The 21,788-nt window shown below is 46.9% G+C and carries 19 protein-coding genes; 6 read left to right on the forward strand and 13 right to left on the reverse strand.

All coding sequences use genetic code 11. The features are described from left to right. Position 1: 1 nt before the first annotated feature. From KQI_RS29395 to fabF, 4 genes are all read right to left on the reverse strand, one after another. Complete coding sequence (locus KQI_RS29395) at positions 2–148, reverse strand: hypothetical protein (protein ID WP_010348852.1); 147 nt, start codon at positions 146–148, stop codon at positions 2–4. 194 nt (positions 149–342) lie between these two features. Next, complete coding sequence (locus KQI_RS0121115) at positions 343–1,083, reverse strand: zinc ribbon domain-containing protein (RefSeq protein ID WP_010348854.1); 741 nt, start codon at positions 1,081–1,083, stop codon at positions 343–345. A gap of 119 nt (positions 1,084–1,202) precedes the next feature. Further along, positions 1,203–2,156, reverse strand: coding sequence for a helix-turn-helix transcriptional regulator (locus KQI_RS0121120; RefSeq protein WP_010348856.1), 954 nt, complete (start codon positions 2,154–2,156; stop codon positions 1,203–1,205). Positions 2,157–2,368: 212 nt separating this feature from the next. Continuing rightward, the gene (gene fabF / locus KQI_RS0121125) at positions 2,369–3,607 is read right to left on the reverse strand and encodes a beta-ketoacyl-ACP synthase II (RefSeq protein ID WP_010348857.1); all 1,239 of its coding nucleotides are present in this window, start codon (positions 3,605–3,607) and stop codon (positions 2,369–2,371) included. A 161-nt stretch (positions 3,608–3,768) separates the two neighbouring features. On the opposite strand from fabF, the gene KQI_RS0121130 reads away from it, so the two are divergent. The 4 genes from KQI_RS0121130 to KQI_RS0121145 all read left to right on the forward strand — a co-directional run bounded on the left by KQI_RS0121130 (position 3,769) and on the right by KQI_RS0121145 (position 8,816). Then, the gene (locus KQI_RS0121130; RefSeq protein WP_010348858.1) at positions 3,769–4,608 is read left to right on the forward strand and encodes a helix-turn-helix transcriptional regulator; all 840 of its coding nucleotides are present in this window, start codon (positions 3,769–3,771) and stop codon (positions 4,606–4,608) included. Between the two features lie 135 nt (positions 4,609–4,743). After that, positions 4,744–6,504, forward strand: coding sequence for a DEAD/DEAH box helicase (locus tag KQI_RS0121135; protein WP_010348859.1), 1,761 nt, complete (start codon positions 4,744–4,746; stop codon positions 6,502–6,504). A gap of 1 nt (position 6,505) precedes the next feature. Continuing rightward, complete coding sequence (locus KQI_RS0121140) at positions 6,506–7,468, forward strand: YqhG family protein (RefSeq protein ID WP_010348860.1); 963 nt, start codon at positions 6,506–6,508, stop codon at positions 7,466–7,468. Between the two features lie 259 nt (positions 7,469–7,727). Continuing rightward, positions 7,728–8,816, forward strand: coding sequence for a hypothetical protein (locus KQI_RS0121145; RefSeq protein WP_010348863.1), 1,089 nt, complete (start codon positions 7,728–7,730; stop codon positions 8,814–8,816). 96 nt (positions 8,817–8,912) lie between these two features. Here the strand turns inward: KQI_RS0121145 and KQI_RS0121150 are convergent, their stop codons facing one another. Further along, positions 8,913–9,104: a YqzE family protein gene (locus KQI_RS0121150; protein WP_010348864.1), complete on the reverse strand. Its 192-nt coding sequence runs from the start codon at positions 9,102–9,104 to the stop codon at positions 8,913–8,915. A 251-nt stretch (positions 9,105–9,355) separates the two neighbouring features. On the opposite strand from KQI_RS0121150, the gene KQI_RS0121155 reads away from it, so the two are divergent. After that, positions 9,356–10,117 carry an N-acetylmuramoyl-L-alanine amidase gene (locus tag KQI_RS0121155; RefSeq protein WP_010348865.1) on the forward strand — a complete coding sequence of 254 codons (762 nt, stop codon included), beginning with the start codon at positions 9,356–9,358 and terminating at the stop codon, positions 10,115–10,117. Here the strand turns inward: KQI_RS0121155 and KQI_RS0121160 are convergent. The 4 genes from KQI_RS0121160 to KQI_RS0121175 all read right to left on the reverse strand — a co-directional run bounded on the left by KQI_RS0121160 (position 10,092) and on the right by KQI_RS0121175 (position 15,226). Next, positions 10,092–11,045, reverse strand: a complete 954-nt coding sequence (locus KQI_RS0121160; protein ID WP_010348866.1) for a divergent polysaccharide deacetylase family protein — start codon at positions 11,043–11,045, stop codon at positions 10,092–10,094. The genes KQI_RS0121155 and KQI_RS0121160 overlap by 26 nt on opposite strands. A gap of 124 nt (positions 11,046–11,169) precedes the next feature. Next, on the reverse strand, positions 11,170–11,682 hold the full coding sequence (gene msrA, locus KQI_RS0121165) for a peptide-methionine (S)-S-oxide reductase MsrA (protein ID WP_010348868.1): 513 nt from the start codon (positions 11,680–11,682) through the stop codon (positions 11,170–11,172). 116 nt (positions 11,683–11,798) lie between these two features. Further along, on the reverse strand, positions 11,799–12,878 hold the full coding sequence (locus tag KQI_RS0121170; protein ID WP_010348870.1) for a M24 family metallopeptidase: 1,080 nt from the start codon (positions 12,876–12,878) through the stop codon (positions 11,799–11,801). A gap of 68 nt (positions 12,879–12,946) precedes the next feature. After that, a complete protein-coding gene (locus KQI_RS0121175; protein WP_010348871.1) occupies positions 12,947–15,226 on the reverse strand; it encodes a beta-L-arabinofuranosidase domain-containing protein in 2,280 nt (759 codons plus the stop codon). A 138-nt stretch (positions 15,227–15,364) separates the two neighbouring features. Here KQI_RS0121175 and KQI_RS0121180 point away from each other — a divergent pair, with 138 nt between their 5' ends. Continuing rightward, positions 15,365–16,225, forward strand: coding sequence for a helix-turn-helix transcriptional regulator (locus KQI_RS0121180; RefSeq protein ID WP_241763988.1), 861 nt, complete (start codon positions 15,365–15,367; stop codon positions 16,223–16,225). A 74-nt stretch (positions 16,226–16,299) separates the two neighbouring features. Here the strand turns inward: KQI_RS0121180 and KQI_RS0121185 are convergent, their stop codons facing one another. The 4 genes from KQI_RS0121185 to KQI_RS0121200 form a co-directional block, all read right to left on the reverse strand. After that, the gene (locus KQI_RS0121185) at positions 16,300–18,528 is read right to left on the reverse strand and encodes an alpha-galactosidase (protein ID WP_010348873.1); all 2,229 of its coding nucleotides are present in this window, start codon (positions 18,526–18,528) and stop codon (positions 16,300–16,302) included. 52 nt (positions 18,529–18,580) lie between these two features. Further along, positions 18,581–20,095, reverse strand: a complete 1,515-nt coding sequence (locus KQI_RS0121190; protein WP_010348874.1) for a peptide MFS transporter — start codon at positions 20,093–20,095, stop codon at positions 18,581–18,583. 359 nt (positions 20,096–20,454) lie between these two features. Further along, positions 20,455–21,111, reverse strand: a complete 657-nt coding sequence (locus tag KQI_RS0121195) for a 3-oxoacid CoA-transferase subunit B (RefSeq protein ID WP_010348875.1) — start codon at positions 21,109–21,111, stop codon at positions 20,455–20,457. Beyond that, entirely contained in the window at positions 21,104–21,772 is a 669-nt protein-coding gene (locus KQI_RS0121200) for a CoA transferase subunit A (RefSeq protein ID WP_010348876.1), read from the reverse strand. The genes KQI_RS0121195 and KQI_RS0121200 overlap by 8 nt, the downstream gene beginning before the upstream one ends. Positions 21,773–21,788: the final 16 nt, after the last annotated feature.

A 21,788-nucleotide genomic window follows, 5' to 3' on the forward strand; every position in this document is an offset into this window, starting at 1 on the left:
ATCATGACACGGAATACAGGATGAAAACTACTTCAGCAGCTCCTGAATAAGCTTTTTCTGGTGTGTTGGCAAACCTTCCGGCCATTGTATGCTTATACATGAATACAAGCCAATCCCGCGGGATTTTATTTATCAGCTTTGCCAGCATCGTACACCTCCTGTTGGGCATTTTTCACATGAATTAAGTCGTTTGATGAACATTCAAATCTTCGGCTCTTCTACCTTATACTTCTGCTCAGACATATGCAAAGCCGCGTCCAGTTCAATCATATTAAAGTAGCAAAGAAAGCCGCCCGTGCCATAACCATGGCCGGACGGTTCTCTCAGTCAGTATAACGTTTATCACTTGATTGCGATGTAAATCAAAACAGGTTCATCCGGGCTGCCATACACTTCAAAGTCACCCGTGTAGGTCCGCTCCGCTTGTCCCGTCGCCGCCCATTGCCAGATGGTCTGCCACACACGGATGACAGAAGAGGGCTCTGTTGATGCCTGAAAAACAGCATAACGTGCTGCAGGGATGAGCAGTTCCTCAAGACCATCAGGAGTTTGGAAATCAACAGCCGCTTCCTTCCCGATTAAAAAAGTGTACTCGCCCAAAGCTCCATTTTCATAGTCAGTGTAACAGCCATAGACGGAATCCTGTCCTTCACGGCCCCTGATCCGACCCGGCACATCCTCAGTCCAAAAGCGTTCCCACATGGCTGGAATGATCCCGTGGGATGTTTGTTCATTGAGATTGCTCGTACGTGCTTTCAACCCGACTAAATGGATGTCACCCCGGTATTCCTCCCGAATGGGTCCATCCAGTTGAAGTCCCGTAGGGTCTGAAGAACGCCAGCGCTTCAAAATCGGCAGATAATTGCCCAGCATCGAAGTCGCCTCTTCTGTCTTCATTCCCTCCCCGACCAGGATGGGCACACACTGCTGAATCATTTCCTCCATAGTCAAGTCAGGCTGCACAAATGCACCTTCCTTGTAGCAATACTTGCAATATTCATCTGTTTTGGCATGTTGTGCATCTGTTCCATATTGATCCTCATGCTCCAGCGGCATCCCGCAGCTTTGACAAGCTTTATCCATTCCTGTTAAGCTCCTTTCGCTAACTGATATCTGATATGCAACCAGTATAACGAAATAAACCTGACAGCTATCAGTCAGGTTTATTTTACTTTAGCCCGGAAATTCCTCCAGGATTTCCGCTATGATTCGGTAGCATCTTCATAATTAGACGCAATACGCAGCGCCATCTCCCGTATTTTGTCTCGCAAATGGGCCGGTTCTTTGACAACCACATCGGGTCCCAGACTTAAAATAAATCCGTACGCCCATGCATCCTCAGGAAACGGGACCGAAACCGTATAGATTCCTTCCGTCTGTTCGATCAGCGCTTCCACGCCAAACCAGTCTTCCGCCAAATGCCTAGAATTGCGGTTAAATTGTAACGTAAACGGCTGTACAGCTCTGGACGCTGCCATCCGCCCTTCATTCCATGGCAGCACTTCATAGGAAAGATCCCTGCGGGTGAAAGCCGTCTCTGTCACCACAGGTTCACTTATGCGGGAAAGCTTGAACAAACGAAACTGTTCCCTGTCGGGACAGTAAGCATATACAAACCATTGTTGTCCCTTCAGAACGAGCGTATGCGGTTCAACATTCCGCTCGGTGATCACTCCTTCTGCGTTTCGATAGGTAAAAGCAACAGTGCGCGCTCGGCTCATTGCTTCCTTCACCTTTATCAATTTGCCTTCCTGCGCAGCCTGGTTTCCCCATCCGGAATGATCAACGATGAACTGGGTGGTGCGGACACGAAATTGCTCTTTTTCAGATGCTGGTACAATGCTCTCAAATTTGTGAAGCAACCGCGACACATTCGGACCGCCGAGCGATGAGGACAAGCTCTGCAGGCCCATCACAATATCCTTTACATCAAGATCTGTCAGCATACTGCGATCCAGACGATATCCTTCCATCAGCCCGATTCCCCCACCTGCTCCCTGAAAAGTTACCACCGGAATACCGGCCATACTGATCGCTTCAATATCTCTATAGATCGTCCGTATTGAAACCTCATACAAATCGGCGAGTTCCTTCGCTTGTATTCTGTTTTTTTGCAGCAGTAAAATGACGATAGAAAGCAGTCTGTCTATTTTCATTTTTCCAAACCTTTCACCATTACTCGTGCGTATCCCTGTAGCTTGATCCTATTAACAGTCATCTAAAATCATGTCTTCTCGTCCTCTACAATGTTTCCTACATCTTACTCTATCTCTTGTCTAAAATGAATCTGTTATTGCGCAAATCAAAAAAACCTCAAGGATTCCATCCAGCTGGATAGAATGCCTGAGGTTTCAATCACTCATTACACTTATGACTCGTAACGCTTCATCACAATGACCGCATTATGACCGCCAAAGCCGAAGGAATTGGATAAGCCGATATTTAATGACGCTTTGCGCGCTTGGTGAGGTACATAATCCAGATCACAAGCCGGGTCCGGGTTGTCCAGATGAATCGTTGGCGGAATGATGCCCTCCCGCAGACTTTGTATCAGCGCAATCGCTTCGACACCGCCTGCCGCTCCCAGCATATGCCCCAGCATAGACTTATTTGCGGTCACCGGAATTTGATAGGCATAGTCGCCAAATAGCTTGTGAATCGCGCGGGTCTCAGCTATATCTCCCACCGATGTACTTGTCGCATGGGCGCTAATCACATCCACTTCTTCAGGGGAGATGCGGGCCGAATGAAGGGCCGCTTTCATCGCCAAGTAAGCTCCGGTTCCTTCGGGATGCGGTGCAACCATGTGATAGGCATCCGAACTGGCTCCATAACCGATGACCTCCCCATAGATTTCCGCACCTCGCGCGATGGCGTGCTCCAATGATTCCAATACCAGAATACCTGCACCTTCGCTCATGACAAACCCGTCCCGATCCTGATCAAAAGGTCGGCTTGCTATAGAAGGCTCCTCGTTACGTGTGGACAATGCAGTCGCATTAGCGAAGCTCGCCAAGGCCAATCTAGTCACTGCTGCTTCAGCCCCACCGGCAAAAATGACATCCGCGTCCCCTGTACGGATGGTCCGAAAGGCTTCGCCAATCGCCGTATTCCCGATAGAGCAGGCCGTAACGGGCGAAAGCGTGGGGCCCATGGCTCCGAACGCAATACTAATTTGAGCAGCAGCCATATTGGAGATCATCATCGGTACCAATGTGGGGCTCACTCTGCCCGGACCCCGGTTTAGCATCACCTCTATATTGTCCACCAGTGTATCCAAGCCGCCGATTCCTGATCCTACATAGACTCCGACACGCTCTAGATTGATATGATCCAGATCCAGAGCTGAATCCTTGAGCGCCTGCTCTGCCGCATACAATGCAAACTGAGTAAACCGATCCATTCGTCTGGCATCCTTGCGTCCCCATCGCTGTTCTGCATCAAAATCCTGTACCAGCCCGCCGATTTGTGCTTTTAAATCGGATACTTCGAACGTATCAATTTTACGTATACCTGAATTGCCTTCCAGCAAATTTTCCCACAATGTGTCTACTTTATTGCCCAGTGGGGAAACGACACCCATACCTGTTATCACTACTCTTTGCATAGCTATTCATTCCTCCTGCTCGGTAACTGACTTACAATCCTCATTTTACCCTCGGTTTATCCTATTACAAGTGTTTGTTTATCCTGGTATAATAAACACTACTATAGAGAGGGTTGCATATGCTCAATTCTCGTTGACCTATGAATGGAGTGAAAACATCTATGAAAACCGAAGCACGCCTGGAAGCATTATCTGTTTTTCTCAAAACAAAAAGAGCTCGTCTACACCCGCATATGGTTGGCCTGCCCCAAGGATCACGTCGCAGAACACCCGGCTTGCGCAGAGAAGAAGTAGCTCAGCTGGCTGGTGTGAGTACGACCTGGTACACGTGGCTGGAGCAGGGACGGGATATCAAGGTATCAGCCTCCGTCTTGGACGCCATTGCTGCCGCCTTGCAGTTAAACACCGATGAGCGTAAATACTTATATGATTTGGCGCTGGAAGCCGGGTTTCATGCCCCGCCTGCTCCTGCGGAACAAACGGTCATATCCCCCTCACTGCAAAAGATTGTGCAGGAGTTGCACTACTGCCCTGCTATTATTTCAGATCGGCGCTGCCAGATCGTTGGCTGGAATGCGGCTGCAGCCCATGTTTTTATGGATTTTGGCGAGCTGCCACATGAGCAGCGCAATATGATAGAACTGCTATTCACCAAAAAGGAGTTTAAAAGTTTGGCCGTGAATTGGGAGCATTTTGTAAAAGGGTTTCTTGCCATTTTCCGTGCCTATTACGGACAATACGTGACAGACCCTTGGTATGCACAATTTATACAAAATATGAGTCAGGCTTACGGAGAGTTCAACGAGCTTTGGAATCAGAGCGAGGTAAGCTCCGCACCGGAGGTGCTCATAGAATTTCGTCATGCCAAGGCTGGCAAAATGTTGTTTGACCTAACCTCCCTTCAGGTACAGGGGGGCGTCGATCTGCGCTGCAGCATTTACACACCCAACGCGCAATCCTCCACAGAAAGCAAACTCCAAAAGTTAATGGAGGGCAGCTAACGGATTTCATCCCTCTTGTTATGAAGATATCTTTTTCCGTCCATACTACATCTACGATCTGTGCAAAATAGATGCCATAGATGTGACAGAGCCAAGAGCTTCAACTGTGCTACTACCAGGAGGGAGGGAATCATCATGAAAGCCAAATCAACAAGTTCCCCACATACACAAAATCAAGTGCCATTACCTGTTCCGGTGCAATTTGATCGCAGCTGGCAGGACGAGCTGGACCAGCGCCTGCACAAGGGAGGCCCATGGGGAGATTGGAATCTGTATCAGCTGGCAATTGAGGCGGAAAGAGCCAAGCTGGTACCGAGCTTTGATGAACTTCAATGTTTGCAGCATTTGCAAGACCTCACTCCATTGCCCCATCAGCTGGATACGGCTCGAAAGGTACTGTTTCAAATGTCTGGACGCGCCATTCTTGCCGATGAAGTCGGCTTGGGCAAAACCATCGAAGCTGGAATGATCCTCAAGGAATATCTGGTTCGCGGGCTTGCTACTAAAGTGCTCATTCTTGTACCCGCTTCCTTAGTCCTGCAATGGGTGCGTGAGCTGAACAGCAAATTTGGCATTTCCGCTGTCGCCCAAAAAAAGACATACTCCTGGTCATCCGAGGTCGTCGTGGCCTCTATGGATACCGCCAAGCGGGAGCCACACAGCAGCATCCTGCTGGATACTGATTATGATTTGCTCATTATCGACGAAGCCCACAAGCTGAAAAATAAAAAGACATCCAACTACCAGTTCATTATGAAGCTGCGTAAAAAATATTGTTTGCTCCTGACAGCAACTCCCGTCCAAAATGACTTGTCAGAGCTGTTTAATCTCATTACATTGCTCAAGCCCGGTCAGTTGGGAAGGCAAGGCGATTTTTCAGCCAATTTTGTGGTGGATAAGCGTCTGCCCAAAAATGAGGATCAACTCAAAGATGAGCTATCCAAAGTCATGATCCGCAATCGCCGCGGAGAGGGCCCGGTTCAATTCACCAAACGAAATGTTTCCAACATTCATTTGGAGCTTTCACCGGAGGAGCAGGCGCTATACGATGGAGTGACCTCTTTTGTCAAAGAGCAATATCAGGCGAATGGCGGAAATTTAAGCAGTATGCTGTCTCTCGTCACCCTTCAACGGGAAGTATGCAGCAGCCGGGATGCCGTATTCGTCACGCTCGTTAATTTATCCAAAAAGATGGCACCGGACTCTCCTCTACGCGATCGCGTCTGGGATTTGGTCGCACACATTAAAGCGATCAAGGCCAATTCCAAAGCCGAAAAAGCGCTCGAACTCATCCGTCAGATGAACGAAAAAGTGATCATTTTTACCGAATACCGGGCTACACAGGAATATTTGCTGAATTATTTCCGTGACCGTGGGCTGTCTGCCGTTCCTTACCGAGGCGGCATGAACCGGGGACGCAAGGATTGGATGATGGATCTGTTCCGCGGACGCATTCAGGTCATGATCGCTACCGAAGCGGGCGGTGAAGGCATTAACCTGCAATTTTGCCACCATATGATTAACTTCGATTTACCATGGAACCCCATGCGGGTGGAGCAGCGGATCGGACGGGTGCATCGGCTTGGACAGCAGCATGATGTTCATATTTTCAACTTGTCCACAACTGGAACGATTGAGGAGCATATTCTTCATCTCCTGCATGAAAAGATTAATATGTTCGAAATGGTCATTGGCGGACTGGACGTCATTCTTGAGAAATTCGAGAAAAAAGAATCGATTGAAAAAAGTCTGCACAAAATCATGCTTGAATCCAGCAGCGATGATGAAATTCGTCGCAAGATGCAGGAGCTGGGTCACTCGCTGGACTCCATCAAAATGGAAATGAAGCAGGTTCCTGCGACCAAAGCTCGGCGCAGCGTGAAAGGAGGTCGCTAAGGTGAGCATGAGTTCGCAGCAAGTTCAGCGTTTTGTCCTAACGTATCTGGAAGCTACCGGATGCAGCGTCATCGAGAGATCGCCCAATCATGTAACCGTCAAGCTTTCTATCGAAGCGGATAAAGCCTTAACCAACCGACCCTACTATTGGGGGTACGTAGAGCGTACCGGCGTTCCAGCACAGACGATGTCCTTCACGTTCATCTTTGATGGAGAAGCCTACCGGACGGAACAGGAACGCTTGTCCAATCAGGCACCGCCAGCTCCAGCAGCAGGCAATCCCGCTCAGGATCAGGTAATGGGCCGCTACTTTGGCCATGTTCCGACGTTGCCGCAGCTCGGGCCTGGACGTATTTTGCAAGAGGAGCTTCATTATGGAAGCCGTCGTTTGCATCAAATTTTTGAAGCGGCACGGGACGGGGGAGAATATGTTTATTTGTTTGAGCAGCCTGATGCCCGTCAGCTGACTGCCCGTTCTCCCGTAGTCTACGAAGCCTGGCTCGGCGTCTGCTATAAGGTTGAATTTGCCTGTGATTTGAAGCGAGAGGAACTTCATTGGCTAGGCATTTCACTCAAGAGCGGCACCATCATGTCCGACTTTGGCGATATGCTCGAAGCCCGTCAACTAAGCCCGTTGTTGGCAGGCAATATGCATGTGCAGCCTGCCAAGCTAACTGTCCCCGAGGCTTCCAACTCACTTGAAAGCTACCTCACCGATCAGCTCCGGCAGCAGGATTATAGCTGGGCAGAGCAAGCAAAGGAACGATTGCGGGAGGAATTGGAAGTCATTGACCACTACTACGAAGATCTGACCAAGGAGCATAAAGATCAAGATAAAGAAGAAGTGGACAAAAAAGAAGCCATCATGGAGCAGCATCAAGCCCGTCGTAAAGAAATGGTATGGCAATATGAACCCAAGGTACTCGTATCCGCCATTAATTGCGGCATATTTCACCTGCGGTAACCGATATCTCTCGTTCCTTCGCAGGCTGGTTGCAGAAGTATCGTCAGCTTGTAACATCGTGCTTCAGACTGGAACGGTTTCCGCTATGAGAACGACAAGCTTTGCTGAGCCTGCCCCTATTTATCGACAGCAAAAAGCGAACACGGTCAGAAGCTTTGCGCCGACAAGGTGCAGCAGTCTTTTCACCGGACAAGCTGTATGCTAGATAAAAAAGAATGCCTCCGCCAGCCAAGCAGGCCGGCAGAAAGGTGGATTTCATTTGAAGAAAAATAATTCCGGGCACTATAGCGTGGGCATGATCGCAGTTGTTCTAATCGGCCTGTCCGCAATCTGTCCGTTCGCTTCTATCCATGCGGCTCCCTCAGCCACTGAGAGCAACCATGTAAGCTCAGACATCTTTTACCAGGCAAGCTCTGGCGTTTCCCCAGCGGAATCTACAAGTCCGGTCCAGAAGCGGACTGGAACAGGGTCAATCAGCCCTTCCCTTCCCTCGGGTGACGCTTCTGCTGGTTCCCCTGCTCAAGAGCAAGGTGTGCCTTCGGACGTAAAACGGACTGCGGACGACACGATACAATCCCTATCGTCGCAGCCTTCTTTTGCGCAGTGGAAAGATGCCGAGCTTAGCTACCATCCACTCGGACCTGGAACCCGCAGTTGGCTTGTTCAAGTGAACCGTGCGGGAGAATCCATTGGCTACCTGATTATCGGAACAGACACAAATGGCGCTTATCAACTTAACGAATACGGGAACGGTCCAGGCGGGCCATACAGTATGGATGTGCTTCGCCAATCCCTTAAGTCTCTCGCAGAGACCGAATTTTCATCTAGCGACAAGCTGCAAATCACGCCTATGTATGAGGAACCTCTATTAGCCTACTGGCTGGTACGTTCCTCTATAGGCAGCGAATTATGTATTGATGCCGTAACCGGTGATCCGTTGCCGGTAGAAGTAGCCGATGGGAGCTGGAAACATAAGCTCCCCAATCACACCCCCCCTTCAACTGTCAACTTTTTGCAAACACAGGCACAAGCTGTTGTTTTCTCGGCTGATCCTTTTAACCCCTATGACGATCTTGGCTGGCTTCAATCCAAGCAAAAGCTTTCCATCCATAACGCAGACCAATGGATAGACACGCTACGTACATCACCACGTATTATATTTTCTGCTACAGGCATCAACTTTGCTTTTGGCGGTCCCTTATCCATTAACGGGTATCAATCCTGGATATCCCCAGATGATCCGTCACGTCCAATTTTATATGCGCTAACCCAGCACAATGACCTCTCCCGTTTTGTACCACTAAAGCAGTTGCTGTCAGCCGGCGAATTTTATCGTTTGGACTCTTAGCTATTACGATGACGAACTCATCCGAAATAATCTCTGCAACATAAAAAGAGACCTCAAACGGCATACCCTATGCCCATTGTGGTCTCTTTCGCAGGTTCAATGTCGCTCCCTTCGTCTTCTGCGTGCGGATTTTATCCACATTTTAAAAGCGAGCGGCAGCATGCCAAACCATTTGTTCATCCACGGCTCTTTGGCCCGTTTTTGGCTGCGTCGCACATCACGCGGCGTTTCGATATACCGAACAATCCGCTCCGTAATATAGGTAACCAACTCGTCACTCTTCGCCATCCTCCACAACCCCCTTCAATCTGCTCCTTTACATTTCCATTCGAGCTACTTGGAAATATCAGATTACGCGTTAGGTGCAGATAAACCTAGCTTGCTCATTTTTCAAAAAGTCTAATCCCTACGGAAATTAGCGATGCATGGTTTCCCTTTAAATGGAACATACTATCTTCAGCATCATCTGTACCCGAAAGCTAATGATTTATTTGGAGGCAGCTATGCTGCAATCAATCCATCTACTGGAGGAATAGAACGTGCAAAATAAAAAATTGAACAAGATATGGCTGACAGGACTTGGGGTAAGTCTATGCATCCTTTGCAGTTCTGTATTTGCGCCCTTTGTGGATGCAGCTTCTCAGCCCGGTGAAAAAAGCACTGAACTGAACAAAAAAACAGATGGTCAATCCAGCGAAAATTCACCCTATCATGCGTTTGCCAAGCCTGTTATCCTGATTGATGTCGGCCATGGCGGTGTGGATGGCGGAACAAGTCACAAAAAACTTTTGGAAAAAGACATCAACCTTGCCATCGGTCAAAAACTATACCTGATTTTGCGCTCGCAGGGCTATCCTGCTGTCCTGAATCGGGATAAGGATTACGCACTAAGTGACGATAACCGCTGGCTTCCATCCAAATCGAGACATCAAAAAGACCTTGCCCAGCGCAAAAGCCTCACCGAGCAGTTGCCTACCTCCTTGGTTGTAAGCCTCCATGTTAATTGGAACAAGCGCTCCGAAAAACGGGGACCGATTGTGTTATATCAGGATGAAGGCGGCAGTTATCTGTTAGCTGAGCGAATTCAGCATTCATTAAACCGCTTATTCTGCATGAACAGGGAAACCATTTACGGAAAACCCTTTTATCTTCTGAATAAAATCCAGCATCCCGCAGTAATTGTGGAGACGGGATTTATCAGTAATGCACAAGACAGAGCCATGCTTTCAGCGGATCGCGGACAGAAAAACATTGCTGAGGCTATAGCCGAAGGCGTTATTGCACATCTGACGGTATGGTAGTGTTGGCCGCTGGATTCCCCTTCCATCCCCATACAGAACGCACCAGATCGCTAATGCCCACAAACTTGGCATGATCTTTTAGCGTAGGAACCGAGGATTGAAGGGCCGAGGACGTATACCTACCAGCTACACCAACATGTCCAATCGTTACGCAGGTGTCATGCTTGTCCAGCCATTCCATTACCTTTGTAATTTGCCGATTCACATGGGTAAGCGTATGAGTATCGTCCAGAAAAATATCATTGCGCACGGGTGGCATTCCCTTTTCAGCGGCAAGTTCAGGTACCACAGACCAATAATTGGTACGGCTATCGACAAAAAATAGCCCATGCTCCTTGCAAACATCAAGAACAATGGACATAATACGCTTGTCTGAGGTGACTTTGGAACCCATGTGGTTATTCATCCCTATCGCATAAGGGACATCCTTAATGGCTGCTGTCACCTTGGCGCGTACTTCGTCATCCGTCATATTGGCCCTGATCGCTCCCGGTCCAAGCCATTCCGGCTTTCCCTGCTTGGGCTCCATGGGAAGATGAACGATGACATCGTGACCGCGCTTATGTGCTTCGATGGCATCCTGTTGGGTTGTAGGCAGAAAGGGCATCACAGCCACTGTGATTTTAACGGGTAATTGTAAAATCTGCTCTGTCCCTTTCATGTTGTTCCCCATGTCATCGATAATGATGGCAACCATTTTTTTCTCCCGTTCCTGCTTGTCTGTTGCTTTTGCAATATCAGTTCCCATGCTCCAAGCAGTCCCGCACACCATGAACATCAAACAGACCGAAATACAAAACACAGCGGTTCTTCGTATTTTAGAGCTTGGGTGACAAACATGCGCATACGTTCGCTGGTTTCGATCACGAAATGCCTGTATCGCTTTTTTAATGATATTTCTCGTGCTCAGCTTCCGTCGTTTACTCATTGCGGGTCAGCCTCCTTCTCTGTCCCTTCATTGTGTGAGTAACCTCGTCTAATTATGTATAAGGCAGATCAAAGAATCCATCCCGACCTGCCTCGACATCGTAAAAGCGTATATTTAAAATCGTTTACCAGTTCTTGTTGATAAATTCATCACGACCTGATTGGGCGCGATCTTCCTTATAGTGCTTTACATTTTTCTTATGGTAACCCTGATGATACTCCTCGGCCGGATAAAATACCGAAGCCGGAAGAATTTCGGTTACGATTGGCTTATCAAAACGTCCACTTTGTGCCAGTTGTTGCTTTGACTGTTGCGCAAGCTTCCGTTGCTGCTCTGTATGATAAAAAATAGCAGGTTTATACTGTGTACCCCGATCCTGAAATTGACCTTCCCCATCCGTAGGATCTGTTTGCGGCCAATACAATTCCAGCAGCTTTTCATACGGGAACAGCTCAGGATCAAACGTAATCTGCACCACTTCGTAGTGACCTGTAGTTCCTGTTTTAACCTGTTCATAGGTCGGATCGGGAATTGTTCCTCCAGTATAGCCTGAGACAATGCCATGAATGCCAGGCAGCTCCTCAAACGGAGTCACCATGCACCAAAAGCATCCACCTGCAAAAGTAGCTTTTTCCATCTTCTTTCCAACCTTTCCATTGCTTTATCTGATTTTCGTCTATAATTGCGTAGAATGCTGCTTATCATAACTAATAATATACAATTATTTTTTCTCAATTAGCTACTCATCAAGAATTATTCATAAAACGGCAATTCGATCAGATCCTTTTTCGGAGATCCTGTCAACACCTGGCTCTTCTCTATTCCGACCAAAACATCATCCTCAATCCGAACTCCCCCAAGGCCTGGTAAGTATAAGCCCGGTTCAACCGTCATAATCATATTCTTCACAAATTCGTCATCGGACCGATAACTGATATAAGGCGCTTCATGGTTATCCAGTCCAATGCTGTGGCCAGCACCATGATTAAATCGGTCATTCATATTTTCCCTTACAAATGGACTACGGATAATTGAATCCAACTCTTTGCTTGTCATCCCGTGACAAATAGCGTTCACACCCGCCAGCTCCGCCTCCAAAACCAAATCATAAATTTCACTCAGGCGTGAATCAGGCTTGCCAACCGCGATCGTTCTGGTCATGTCTGAAGAATATCCCTGGAAGGTGGCACCAAAATCCAGGGTCACCATATCTCCCAGTTCGATGATTTTCTCGCTGGCTACTCCGTGAGGATAAGCAGACCGGATGCCCGATACAACGATGGTTTCGAAGGGGGTTCTCTCGGACCCGATACGCTTCATGAAATGTTCCATTTCCGTTGCCACCTGCTTCTCGGAAATTCCCGGGCGTATAAAATTTAAAATATGCATAAACGTCCGATCAACTATTTTTACGGCCTCAATCGTTTTGCAGATTTCATCATCGTCTTTAACCGCTCTGAATTCCTCTACCCAACCATCCGCTATTCTGGTCTTGATTTGGACCAACGATTTGAAAAGTTCTCCGTCGCTGTAGCTTAAAGAGAATCCTTCAAATCCAATCTCTTGAATATGATGCGTACGGATGATTTCTGCTGCTTCGGCCATCAAAGATTGATTCCAGCATACCATCTGAATCAGATCACTTAACTCTTCGCGGGCCTGCTCCACATAGCGGCTGTCAGTAATGAAAAAAACAGCACCTTCAGTAAGGAGCAAAGATGAATCCTCCCCTGTAAACCCGCACAGATAACGGACATTCTTCGGATTGCTTACGTACATGGCCGGCAGCTTTTCCTGCGCCATTTTCTTCAATAAACGTTCGATTCGCTTCATCATCCCTAGCCTCCGTTATCATTACGAAGAAAGGAGAGATTTATTAATTTCTCCCCCTTCTGGTCTAATTATTTGGTCTTTATATATAAATGATAGTGTTCATGGTTCAATTCAGCTAGTGGGGCAAATTCGAGATTCAGATCCTTGAAGATAAAACGATTTGAATTGACCACCCGCTCAAACTTTTCCGGGAGATTCCCCTCATTCAAGGGCAGTTCAAAATAATCTTTTTGGTCCGAGACAGCGGCTAAAATGTAGGGGCCAAAGGCCAGAGATGCGATGTCGGCTTTATCCGGTGTACGCTCCAGACGCAGCCGAGGTGTAAACTTCATGGTCACTTGATCTCCTTTGTTCCACTTTTGCGAAAGAACAAGATAACCGTTCTCCTCTACAGTATTCACTTTTGTATGATTTACGAAGGCCGTGACTTCTCCTTGGTGCCAGTAGGGAATGCGAACTCTTAAATTCGTTCTCGTCAATGTTTCAATGTGAATTTCGACTTCACCGTTGAAAATTTCCGGTACGGATTGTACAACCTGCAATCCCTTAGCTTCATCATTCAATGCCGATGGAACGAACAGGTTGACATATAAGGAATCGGCATCCTCAAAGAAAATCGCCTCGGCATACTTGAAGTGGTTTTCTAATCCTGTCCCGTGACAGCAGGAGTTTTCCTCATCATATCCTTTTTGTCCGCCTGAACTAGTCGGCATAAAGTACGTGCTGGCACCCAGGCATTCATGATCCGTCGAAGAAAGAATATGGTTTATCATGGTTCTTTCGTAGTAATCCATGTACTTTACATCGTTCTCATACACATATAGCTGCTTGGTCAGTTTCAGCATATTGTATGAAGCACAGGTTTCAGCCGTATGTTCCGTAAGATGCGCACCTATTTGGTATGGCTGCTTAAACATTTCCCCTTCGCCGGTTCCTCCGATGGAGTAGATATGCGCGTTCACAACAGATTCCCAGAAAAACTTTGCGATATCATAATATTTTTGTTCCCCGGTAGCCTCGAAAATCTTGAATGCGCCTACGATTTGTGGAATATGCTGGTTGGCATGCATTCCGCCCAAAGCATCAACATGTTGTTCCATCGGAAAGAACAAACGATCATTATCGAACAACTTTGCAGCAGCAATATGATGTTCCTTTTGCGTGTAAGTGTAGAGTTCAGCTAGCGATTCATTGATGCCGCCATATTCGCCGGCAATATACAGACCCCACATTTTTTTCAATTGTTCTTGTGGCAGTACGCTTAACCGATTGTAAATCCAGTCCCCTACTTTGTCGGCAATAACCAGCGCCAGTTCTATTCCCGCTATATGATAACTATCCAGCAAGCCGGCAAATATTTTGTGCAACGTATAATAGGGAGCCCAAATCTCCGGGTATCGTGTATACACTTCCAACAAATCGAACTGCTCTTCGGAATAGGCGCTAAGAAATCCGTAGTGGTAACGATCATCCGCCTCGAAGGCTAGCTGCACTTTGTTTAACTCATCGATCAGGTAAGCCAATTTCTGGCGAATCCGTTCATTCCCGGTGGATGCATAGCATAAAGCCAGAGCGGAGAGATAATGGCCGGTGGTATGCCCTTTCAGCAAGCTGTCATCCGAGTCCCACCCGATCATGGCCGGTGCGTTTAACGTATCCAGACCGGCGGCCTTTCTAAAATTGTATAGCATTTGATCATCATTGACTGTCAATAAAAATTGCAGTCTCCGATTCTGCGCGGTTTTTAACAAAGAAGGACCTTCCAGATGTACTTTTTGTGTTGAAATGTCATGTAGTCGAAGTGCTTTATTGTTCTTTTTTTCAATCCTGCTCTCAATGAAGATAACAGCCTCTACCTCATAAAGCGTATCCGTCAGATGGCCGGCAGCTTTTTGCTCCCCGACTTCCGAAAAACAACGATGTTTCCCCCCGTGCCATGTCACGGAATGGGCCAGGACATCTCCGCTTACGGTTCGAATGGAGACCGCGGAAGGCAAGTGAAATTCCTTGTTCACTTCCTGCTTGATAACGACGGGGGAGACTTTTTCGACCTGGATTTTATTTTTCTCTTCCAAAATCTTAACTTCAAAAATCTTTTGAAGGCTCGCCTCTCCATACTGAAAGGTAGCGGTAATCGGAACCACCCGATCTCCCTTCCCGTACTCGGGCTGGTGTACTTTCCCCGAGCCGTCAATCCAGCGATCATCTTTCGACATCCAAGTAATTTTAGAACCATTTTTGCCTTCAGTCGGCAAATGAATATCGAACTCAACCGTCTTCAAATTTCCCAGGTGCAAAACCTCAATATCTCCTTGAACGATTTCCAGATCATTCCGTTTATTTGACATCGGTTTTCCTCCTAACCCAACTTTTAAAATCGCTTTCACACCATTCATGTTACAAGAAAACATTTTTAAAGTAAGTAGTTGAAAAAAAGATTAGGTGGATTATATTTACTATATGGCAGATGCGAATTGGAGGGTCTTATGATGTACTTCGTTAATAAAGAGTATTTGGAGCAGGCCACCTTCTTGTCCGCTGGCACTTTTATTACAGATCAGCCCTGGATCCACAAAGAAAGAATCATCGACAGTTATGAAATCATCAGCCCCGTGGATTCGACCCTGTACATTGAAAGCAATCAGGTTCCCTATGCTATTGAATCGGGTGAGATTCTTGTTGTCCCCCCTCACACGCTTCACCGGGGACTTAAAGTTTACCAGGGCCGTATGAAATTTCACTGGCTTCATTTTTCGGCAGCTTGTTTAAAACTCAAAACAGAAGCGGAGGTCATCCAGGAAATTAGCGAAAACGATCTCGACCAGTTGATTATTTTGCCCCTTTACACCAACAAAGTAGACTCCAGGCGCTTCCATATTATGTTTAATCAACTACTCGATTTATACGAGGAAAAGCAACATAAAAATTACTTAAATGCTTATTTATCCTGCCTCTTATACGAATTGACCTCCGAAATTATGAATTATCTGATCCAAAAAAATTTTAACGGAAACCAGCTGCAACCGATTCAGGACTGGATCAGAATTCATGCCTTTGAGAATATCACACTCGAACACATTGCGAATCATTTTAAATATAACAAAAACTATTTATCCCGAATTTATAAGGAAAACACAGGCATCGGAATTTCGGAACAGATTATTAAATTCAGATTGAAGCACGCTAAAGAACTGTTAACCGAGACAGATCTGAGCATTATCGAAATCGCTTCAGAAGTCGGGTACGATGATTCCAAATATTTCATGCGCCTGTTTAAAAAATATGAGACCGTCACCCCCACACAGTATCGAAAAACTTTTTATCGCAAGCACTTTAACAGACAATGATTGATAGCTAACTATTACCGATAAACATTAAGAACCCAAACCTGATGGTTTGGGTTCTTAATGTTCGTCTGCTTTTATTCAGCTTCCAGAATAAATAATCTGGACAGAAAATCTCCCTTTGGAACTTTGGATAGATAGTCTCCGGAAGTGCTGTCGTTCAGCAAGATACCGATTTCCATCAATTCGTCTCCATAGCAGTAATGTTCGTCAGCATGGGCAACACGGTACTTTTTATCCGCATCCAGCCCGGCTAGTTTCAACCGCTTATACCCTACATTGACTTCGGTAAGTGTACGATAATACCCCACAATGGCGCGATTTTTATTTTTTTCCAGTATCATCCACGCTGTTGCATTTCCTTCAAATGGACTAACCAGTCGATAGAAGATCCCCTGATGTAATAGCTCCCGGTTCTCTTTCATAAAGTCGATCTGTTCTCTGATCGTTGCTTTTTCCGCATCGGATAGCAGGTTTAAATCCAGCTCATATCCGAAGGTTCCGAAGTAAGCCACATCTCCTCGTGTGACAAGCGAAGTGCTGCGGTTGGTTTGATGGTTAGGGACCGCTGAAACATGAGATCCCATACTGCTAATTGGATATACCAAAGATGTGCCGTACTGGATTTTCAATCGCTCAATCGCATCCGTATCATCTGAGATCCAGCCTTGCGGACAGAAATACAGCATGCCTGGATCAAACCTGCCTCCTCCGCTGGCACAAGATTCAAATAACACTTCCGGAAACTTACGGGTCAGTCGTTCGTACAGTTCATACAATCCTAAAATGTATTGATGATACACTTTTCCTTGAAAATCGCTTTCTCTACCTGCGGAGAACACTTCCGACATGGAGCGGTTCATATCCCATTTTACGTAGGAGATGTCCGACTCGGCCAGTATTTTACTCATAGCTTCATCCAAAAAATCAATGACTTCGGCCTTCGTCAAGTCCAATACGTATTGATTGCGCCCCGGGCTCATGGAACGATAAGGAACAGACAACGTCCAATCGCTGTGGTTCCGATAAAGCTCGCTTTCCTTGCTAATCATCTCCGGTTCAAACCAAAGTCCGAATTTCAGACCTAAATCCGTTATTTTACGGGCAAGACCGGAAATCCCGTCAGGCAATTTATCCTTGTTGGGATACCAGTCGCCCAATGAAGTCGTATCCGTATTTCGCTCACCGAACCATCCATCATCCAGCACAAATAACTCAATGCCCAACTCGGCGGCCGACCGCGCAATCCCCAATATTTTCTCATCATTAAACTTCATGTAAGTGGCTTCCCAGTTATTGATTAAAATAGGGCGCGTTCTGTCTCTCCAAGTTCCTCTCACTAATCGTGTTCGATAAAGTTCATGAAAGGTCTGGCTCATTTGATTCAACCCTTTATCCGCATAAACCATCACGACTTCGGGAGTCTGAAAGCTTTCTCCCGGCAGCAAGCTCCAACTGAATCCATGCGGGTGAATCCCCATCATCACACGCGTTACATCGTAAGTATCCACCTCCACTTGAGCCAAAAAGTTGCCGCTATAGATCAGGCTAAATCCGAGCACTTCCCCGAAAAACTCCGTTGTTCCCTTCCTTTTCAAGCCGATGAACGGATTATAATTATGACTACTATGTCCGCGCAAACTATAGATGCTCTGGACGCCCTGATGCAGCGTGTGTGTTTGAACATGCCGCTCCCTTCCCCACGCTCCGGTTAGTTCAATCATTTCATAATCTTTGTCCGGAAGATCCAGATTCATGCTCATCGCGGAATCAAGCCGTATTTTCTGCTCTCCTGAATTGCTTAACTTTATGCTTCTGGTCAATACAGGCAAATCGCTGTATAAGGTATACTGCAATTCCACTTGACACCCCAACCATTTATCCATCAAAAAAACACGTAACGTTTGTGCTTCCCCGTCAGTCTCCACATAAGTTGCAGGCAATTCTTCAAGCAATGGTTTGCCGGGGAGAATCTCATGATTCATGTACTCAAAACAAGCGGTATGGCTGCCATCTTCCTGGAGAATATCCAGTCCACAATGTCTCAGATCCCCGGCCCCGTATACGGAAAGCTCTTGTTTGACCTGTTCAAGCGAAAACTTGGCATTCCCCTCGAACACGCAGGGGGACATGTCGCGGAAGCCCAGTTCCAGAAGGTGCGAAAAGTCCTCCCTGTCGTGGATTTTCTTTCCATAATATAAGTGTCCCGGCTGATGATTGGGCATGATGCCAAAAATATAACTGATCTCATTATTGAATAAATGAAACTGCCTAGACTTTTCATGATAGACGATTGGCACACCCATTCGCTCCCTTTCAAAAAAGTGCTGACAAATGGCTCTGTCAGCACTTTGTATTTTATACCATGTCCTTCTCGATATTTTTGGAGAAGCCAAAGATAAGCAGGGCCGTAACAAGCAAAAGTCCCGTCATAATAGGGAATAAATTCACTTGCTGATCGGCCGTTTGATAGAAGCTGAACAAAATTAAAGCAATGCCGTTCCCGATCGTACCGGCTTGCCCCCAGGCGGTCTGCATCTGGGTATCGTAAGCTTCAGGCGACAATTTAGCCACCAAAGATGAACCGATCGGCCAGACCAAATTATCCGAAAAGGTAAGGAACAGGTAGTAGAATACCATCCACAGCAAGCTGTACGGCGCCTGGTCCTTAAACAGAACAATGGGAATGGTTAATAAGCCATAGCCCAGGGCAGAGAAAAGGATGCCCAAGCCGTATTTGTACGTTGTACGAATATACGTTGCGCGCGTCTTTGTCCAAAGCCACACAAAAACAGGTGCCAGCACCAAACCTAAGACGGTGTAGATGGTCCCTACCGATCCTGGAGCGACCTCAAATCCCAAAATATTGCGGTTAATTTTCTGGTCTATAAAAATGGCCACCGTCGAGGTCAACATAACCCCGCAGAGCGCCATCACGATTTGTGCCGAGAACAATTTGAGGAAAGGCTTCATTCTTCTTCGATCCAGAGCTGTTAAATCTTTTTTACTCAGCAGATTGGTCAGGAAAACAATCGGAATAATAAAGGTCGCCGAAGTAATAATATTCAGGACTCCCTGAAAAGAAATCACTTGTACCAGGACCAATGCTACAATGGTGCCGATTACAACAATCAGGACCAGCACAAACCGGACAAATATTTTACCGAACTTCCCTTCCTCAAGGGGCTTAATTGGCTTTTCTCCCAGGGGCCCAAAAAACTTGTGTTGGGTGAAAAAGATAACGGCACCATAGAGAAAAGCGGCCACGGCAGCGATCAGAAAGCCGATATGGTAGTTTTGCATGCCAATTTGACCGACCAACACCGGAGCAACAAGACCGGCTATATTGTTGGCAATGGTATGAATTGTAAAAGCGGCATCACGTCTTCCATTATCGCTTTTACGGTACAGTTGACCGGTCAGAGAAGCATTGCTCGCTCCCATAATTGGAAGCGACATCAAAAACAATGCGATGAATGCAAAGATTCTTCCTTGGGTGAGGGAAAAGGCCGGAATGGCCAGGAGTCCGAAAGCCGTCCCTTTTATGATGTTCCCTATGATCAAGGCTTTACGCATTCCCAATACCCGGTCCGCCAGCCAGCTTCCCAAAATAGTGAAGATTGAATTACATGCGCCCATTGCCGTCACCATAGACGCGGCCTGTCCTTGTGTAAATTCCAATCCCTTCATAAAGGGAGAATAGAGGTAAAAAATTAAAATCGCGTACAGGGCTCCCCAAGCGAACGAATTAAAAAAATTACCCGCCGCCAGGGCTCCCACACCCCTTGGATGCCCAAAAAATTTTCTGTCGTCAAGGACTTCCTCCAGCCTTGCATTGTTGGAACCTGGCCCATGCTGCAATTCATCATTCATCGCATTTCCTTCTTTCGTCAGTATTCTGGCACCGCTTTCTTTTTAAAATATAGCAGATAACCCTTTCCAAAACGGTAGCGGATAGTTGGGATAGGTGGACTTTTCTTACCTGGGTTGCATTACGGAGGTCGTCTATGCTGACTGCCTGTGTCGTGGAACGAAGCAAGCCTCGGCCAAAACTCCACAAAAAAAAGCTCTTGAATCTCCATTTAGGAAATTCAAGAGCTTGTAAAATCGTAAGTATGGTGCGGCCCGAGCGGACTCGAACCTTCACGTGGGATTAGCCTACATGGCTCTGTAGCTTCTTCGTTATTTCAGTCCCCATTTCCCCTTAAAGGCTTTTTTCGTTCCTATGACCTTCACACGGCAATGGCCTTCAGATGTGGTGAAACGATCAGCTCAGCCTCTGTTGCCATTTGAACATCTTCCACCGACAAACCCGGAGCAATTTCCTTCAGCACCAGGCCTCTACCTGGAATAACATCGATGACAGCCTTTTCGGTTACGATGGTCTTTACAACATTTACAGCGGTCAGGGGCAGCTTGCATTGTTCCAGTATTTTCGGCGCCCCATTTTTGTTTACATGCTCCATGGCTACAATCACTCTCTTGGCTCCGACCACCAAATCCATGGCTCCTCCCATGCCCGGCACCTTTTTCCCCGGAATCATCCAGCTTGCAAGGTTGCCTTTCGCATCGACCTCCAGGGCGCCCAAAACGGTGATATCCACATGCCCTCCGCGGATGATGGAAAATGAAAGCGCACTGTCAAAAAAGCTTGCTCCTTCCACGGTTGTAACGTAGTTCCCGCCTGAATCGATACAATCGAGTCTTTCTTTTCCGGGAGCCGCTTTGGGACCAACGCCGACGATTCCGTTCTCTGCCTGCAGCATAATATTAACGTTATCGGGGATATAGTCAACCACCATTGTAGGCATTCCAACACCAAGGTTGACAACTTCGCCACTTTTGAATTCCTGGGCTATTCTTCGAGCAATTAATTCTCTGTTATTCATTATATTCACCCACCTTTACAATCGCATCGACAAATATTCCGGGAACGTTAATATGATTGGGGTCAATTTCCCCCGACTTTACGTATTCGTCTGTCTGAGCAACTACATACTCTGCCGCTGTAGCCATAACCAAATTGAAGTTGCGTGAAGAACCGTTGATGACCAGATTCCCCGCTTCATCAGCCTTATGAGCTCTGATTATCGCCACATCCGCTTTGAGCGGCAGTTCGAGCAAATATTCCCTTTCGTCAATTTCTATTTTCTTTTTTCCTTCCTCTACAATGGTGCCTACGCCTACAGGTGTTAAAACACCGCCCAAACCGGCTCCTCCTGCGCGTATTTTTTCCGCGAGCGTGCCTTGCGGAAAGAGCTGGACCTCCGCTTCTTTCGTCATAAGGAGCCTTCCCGTTTCCGGATTGGAGCCAATATAGGATGCAAAAATCCGCTTTACTCTGCCGCTTTTTACAAGTTTATAGATAGACAATTCCGGTGTGCCTGTGTCATTGGATATAACCGTAAGATTGCTTGCGGAATTTGTGTCGACGAGCGCACGCACCAGGTCCTCCGGAAAGCCTCCTGCCAGAAAACCTCCGACCATCACTGTGTCTCCGTCTTTGACCTTCGTAACTGCTTCTTCAGCGGAGATTACTTTGTTATTCATGGTTCCTTCTCCTTAT

Source organism: Paenibacillus peoriae KCTC 3763 (genome assembly GCF_000236805.1).
In the GTDB taxonomy this organism is placed as follows: Bacteria; Bacillota; Bacilli; order Paenibacillales; family Paenibacillaceae; genus Paenibacillus; species Paenibacillus peoriae.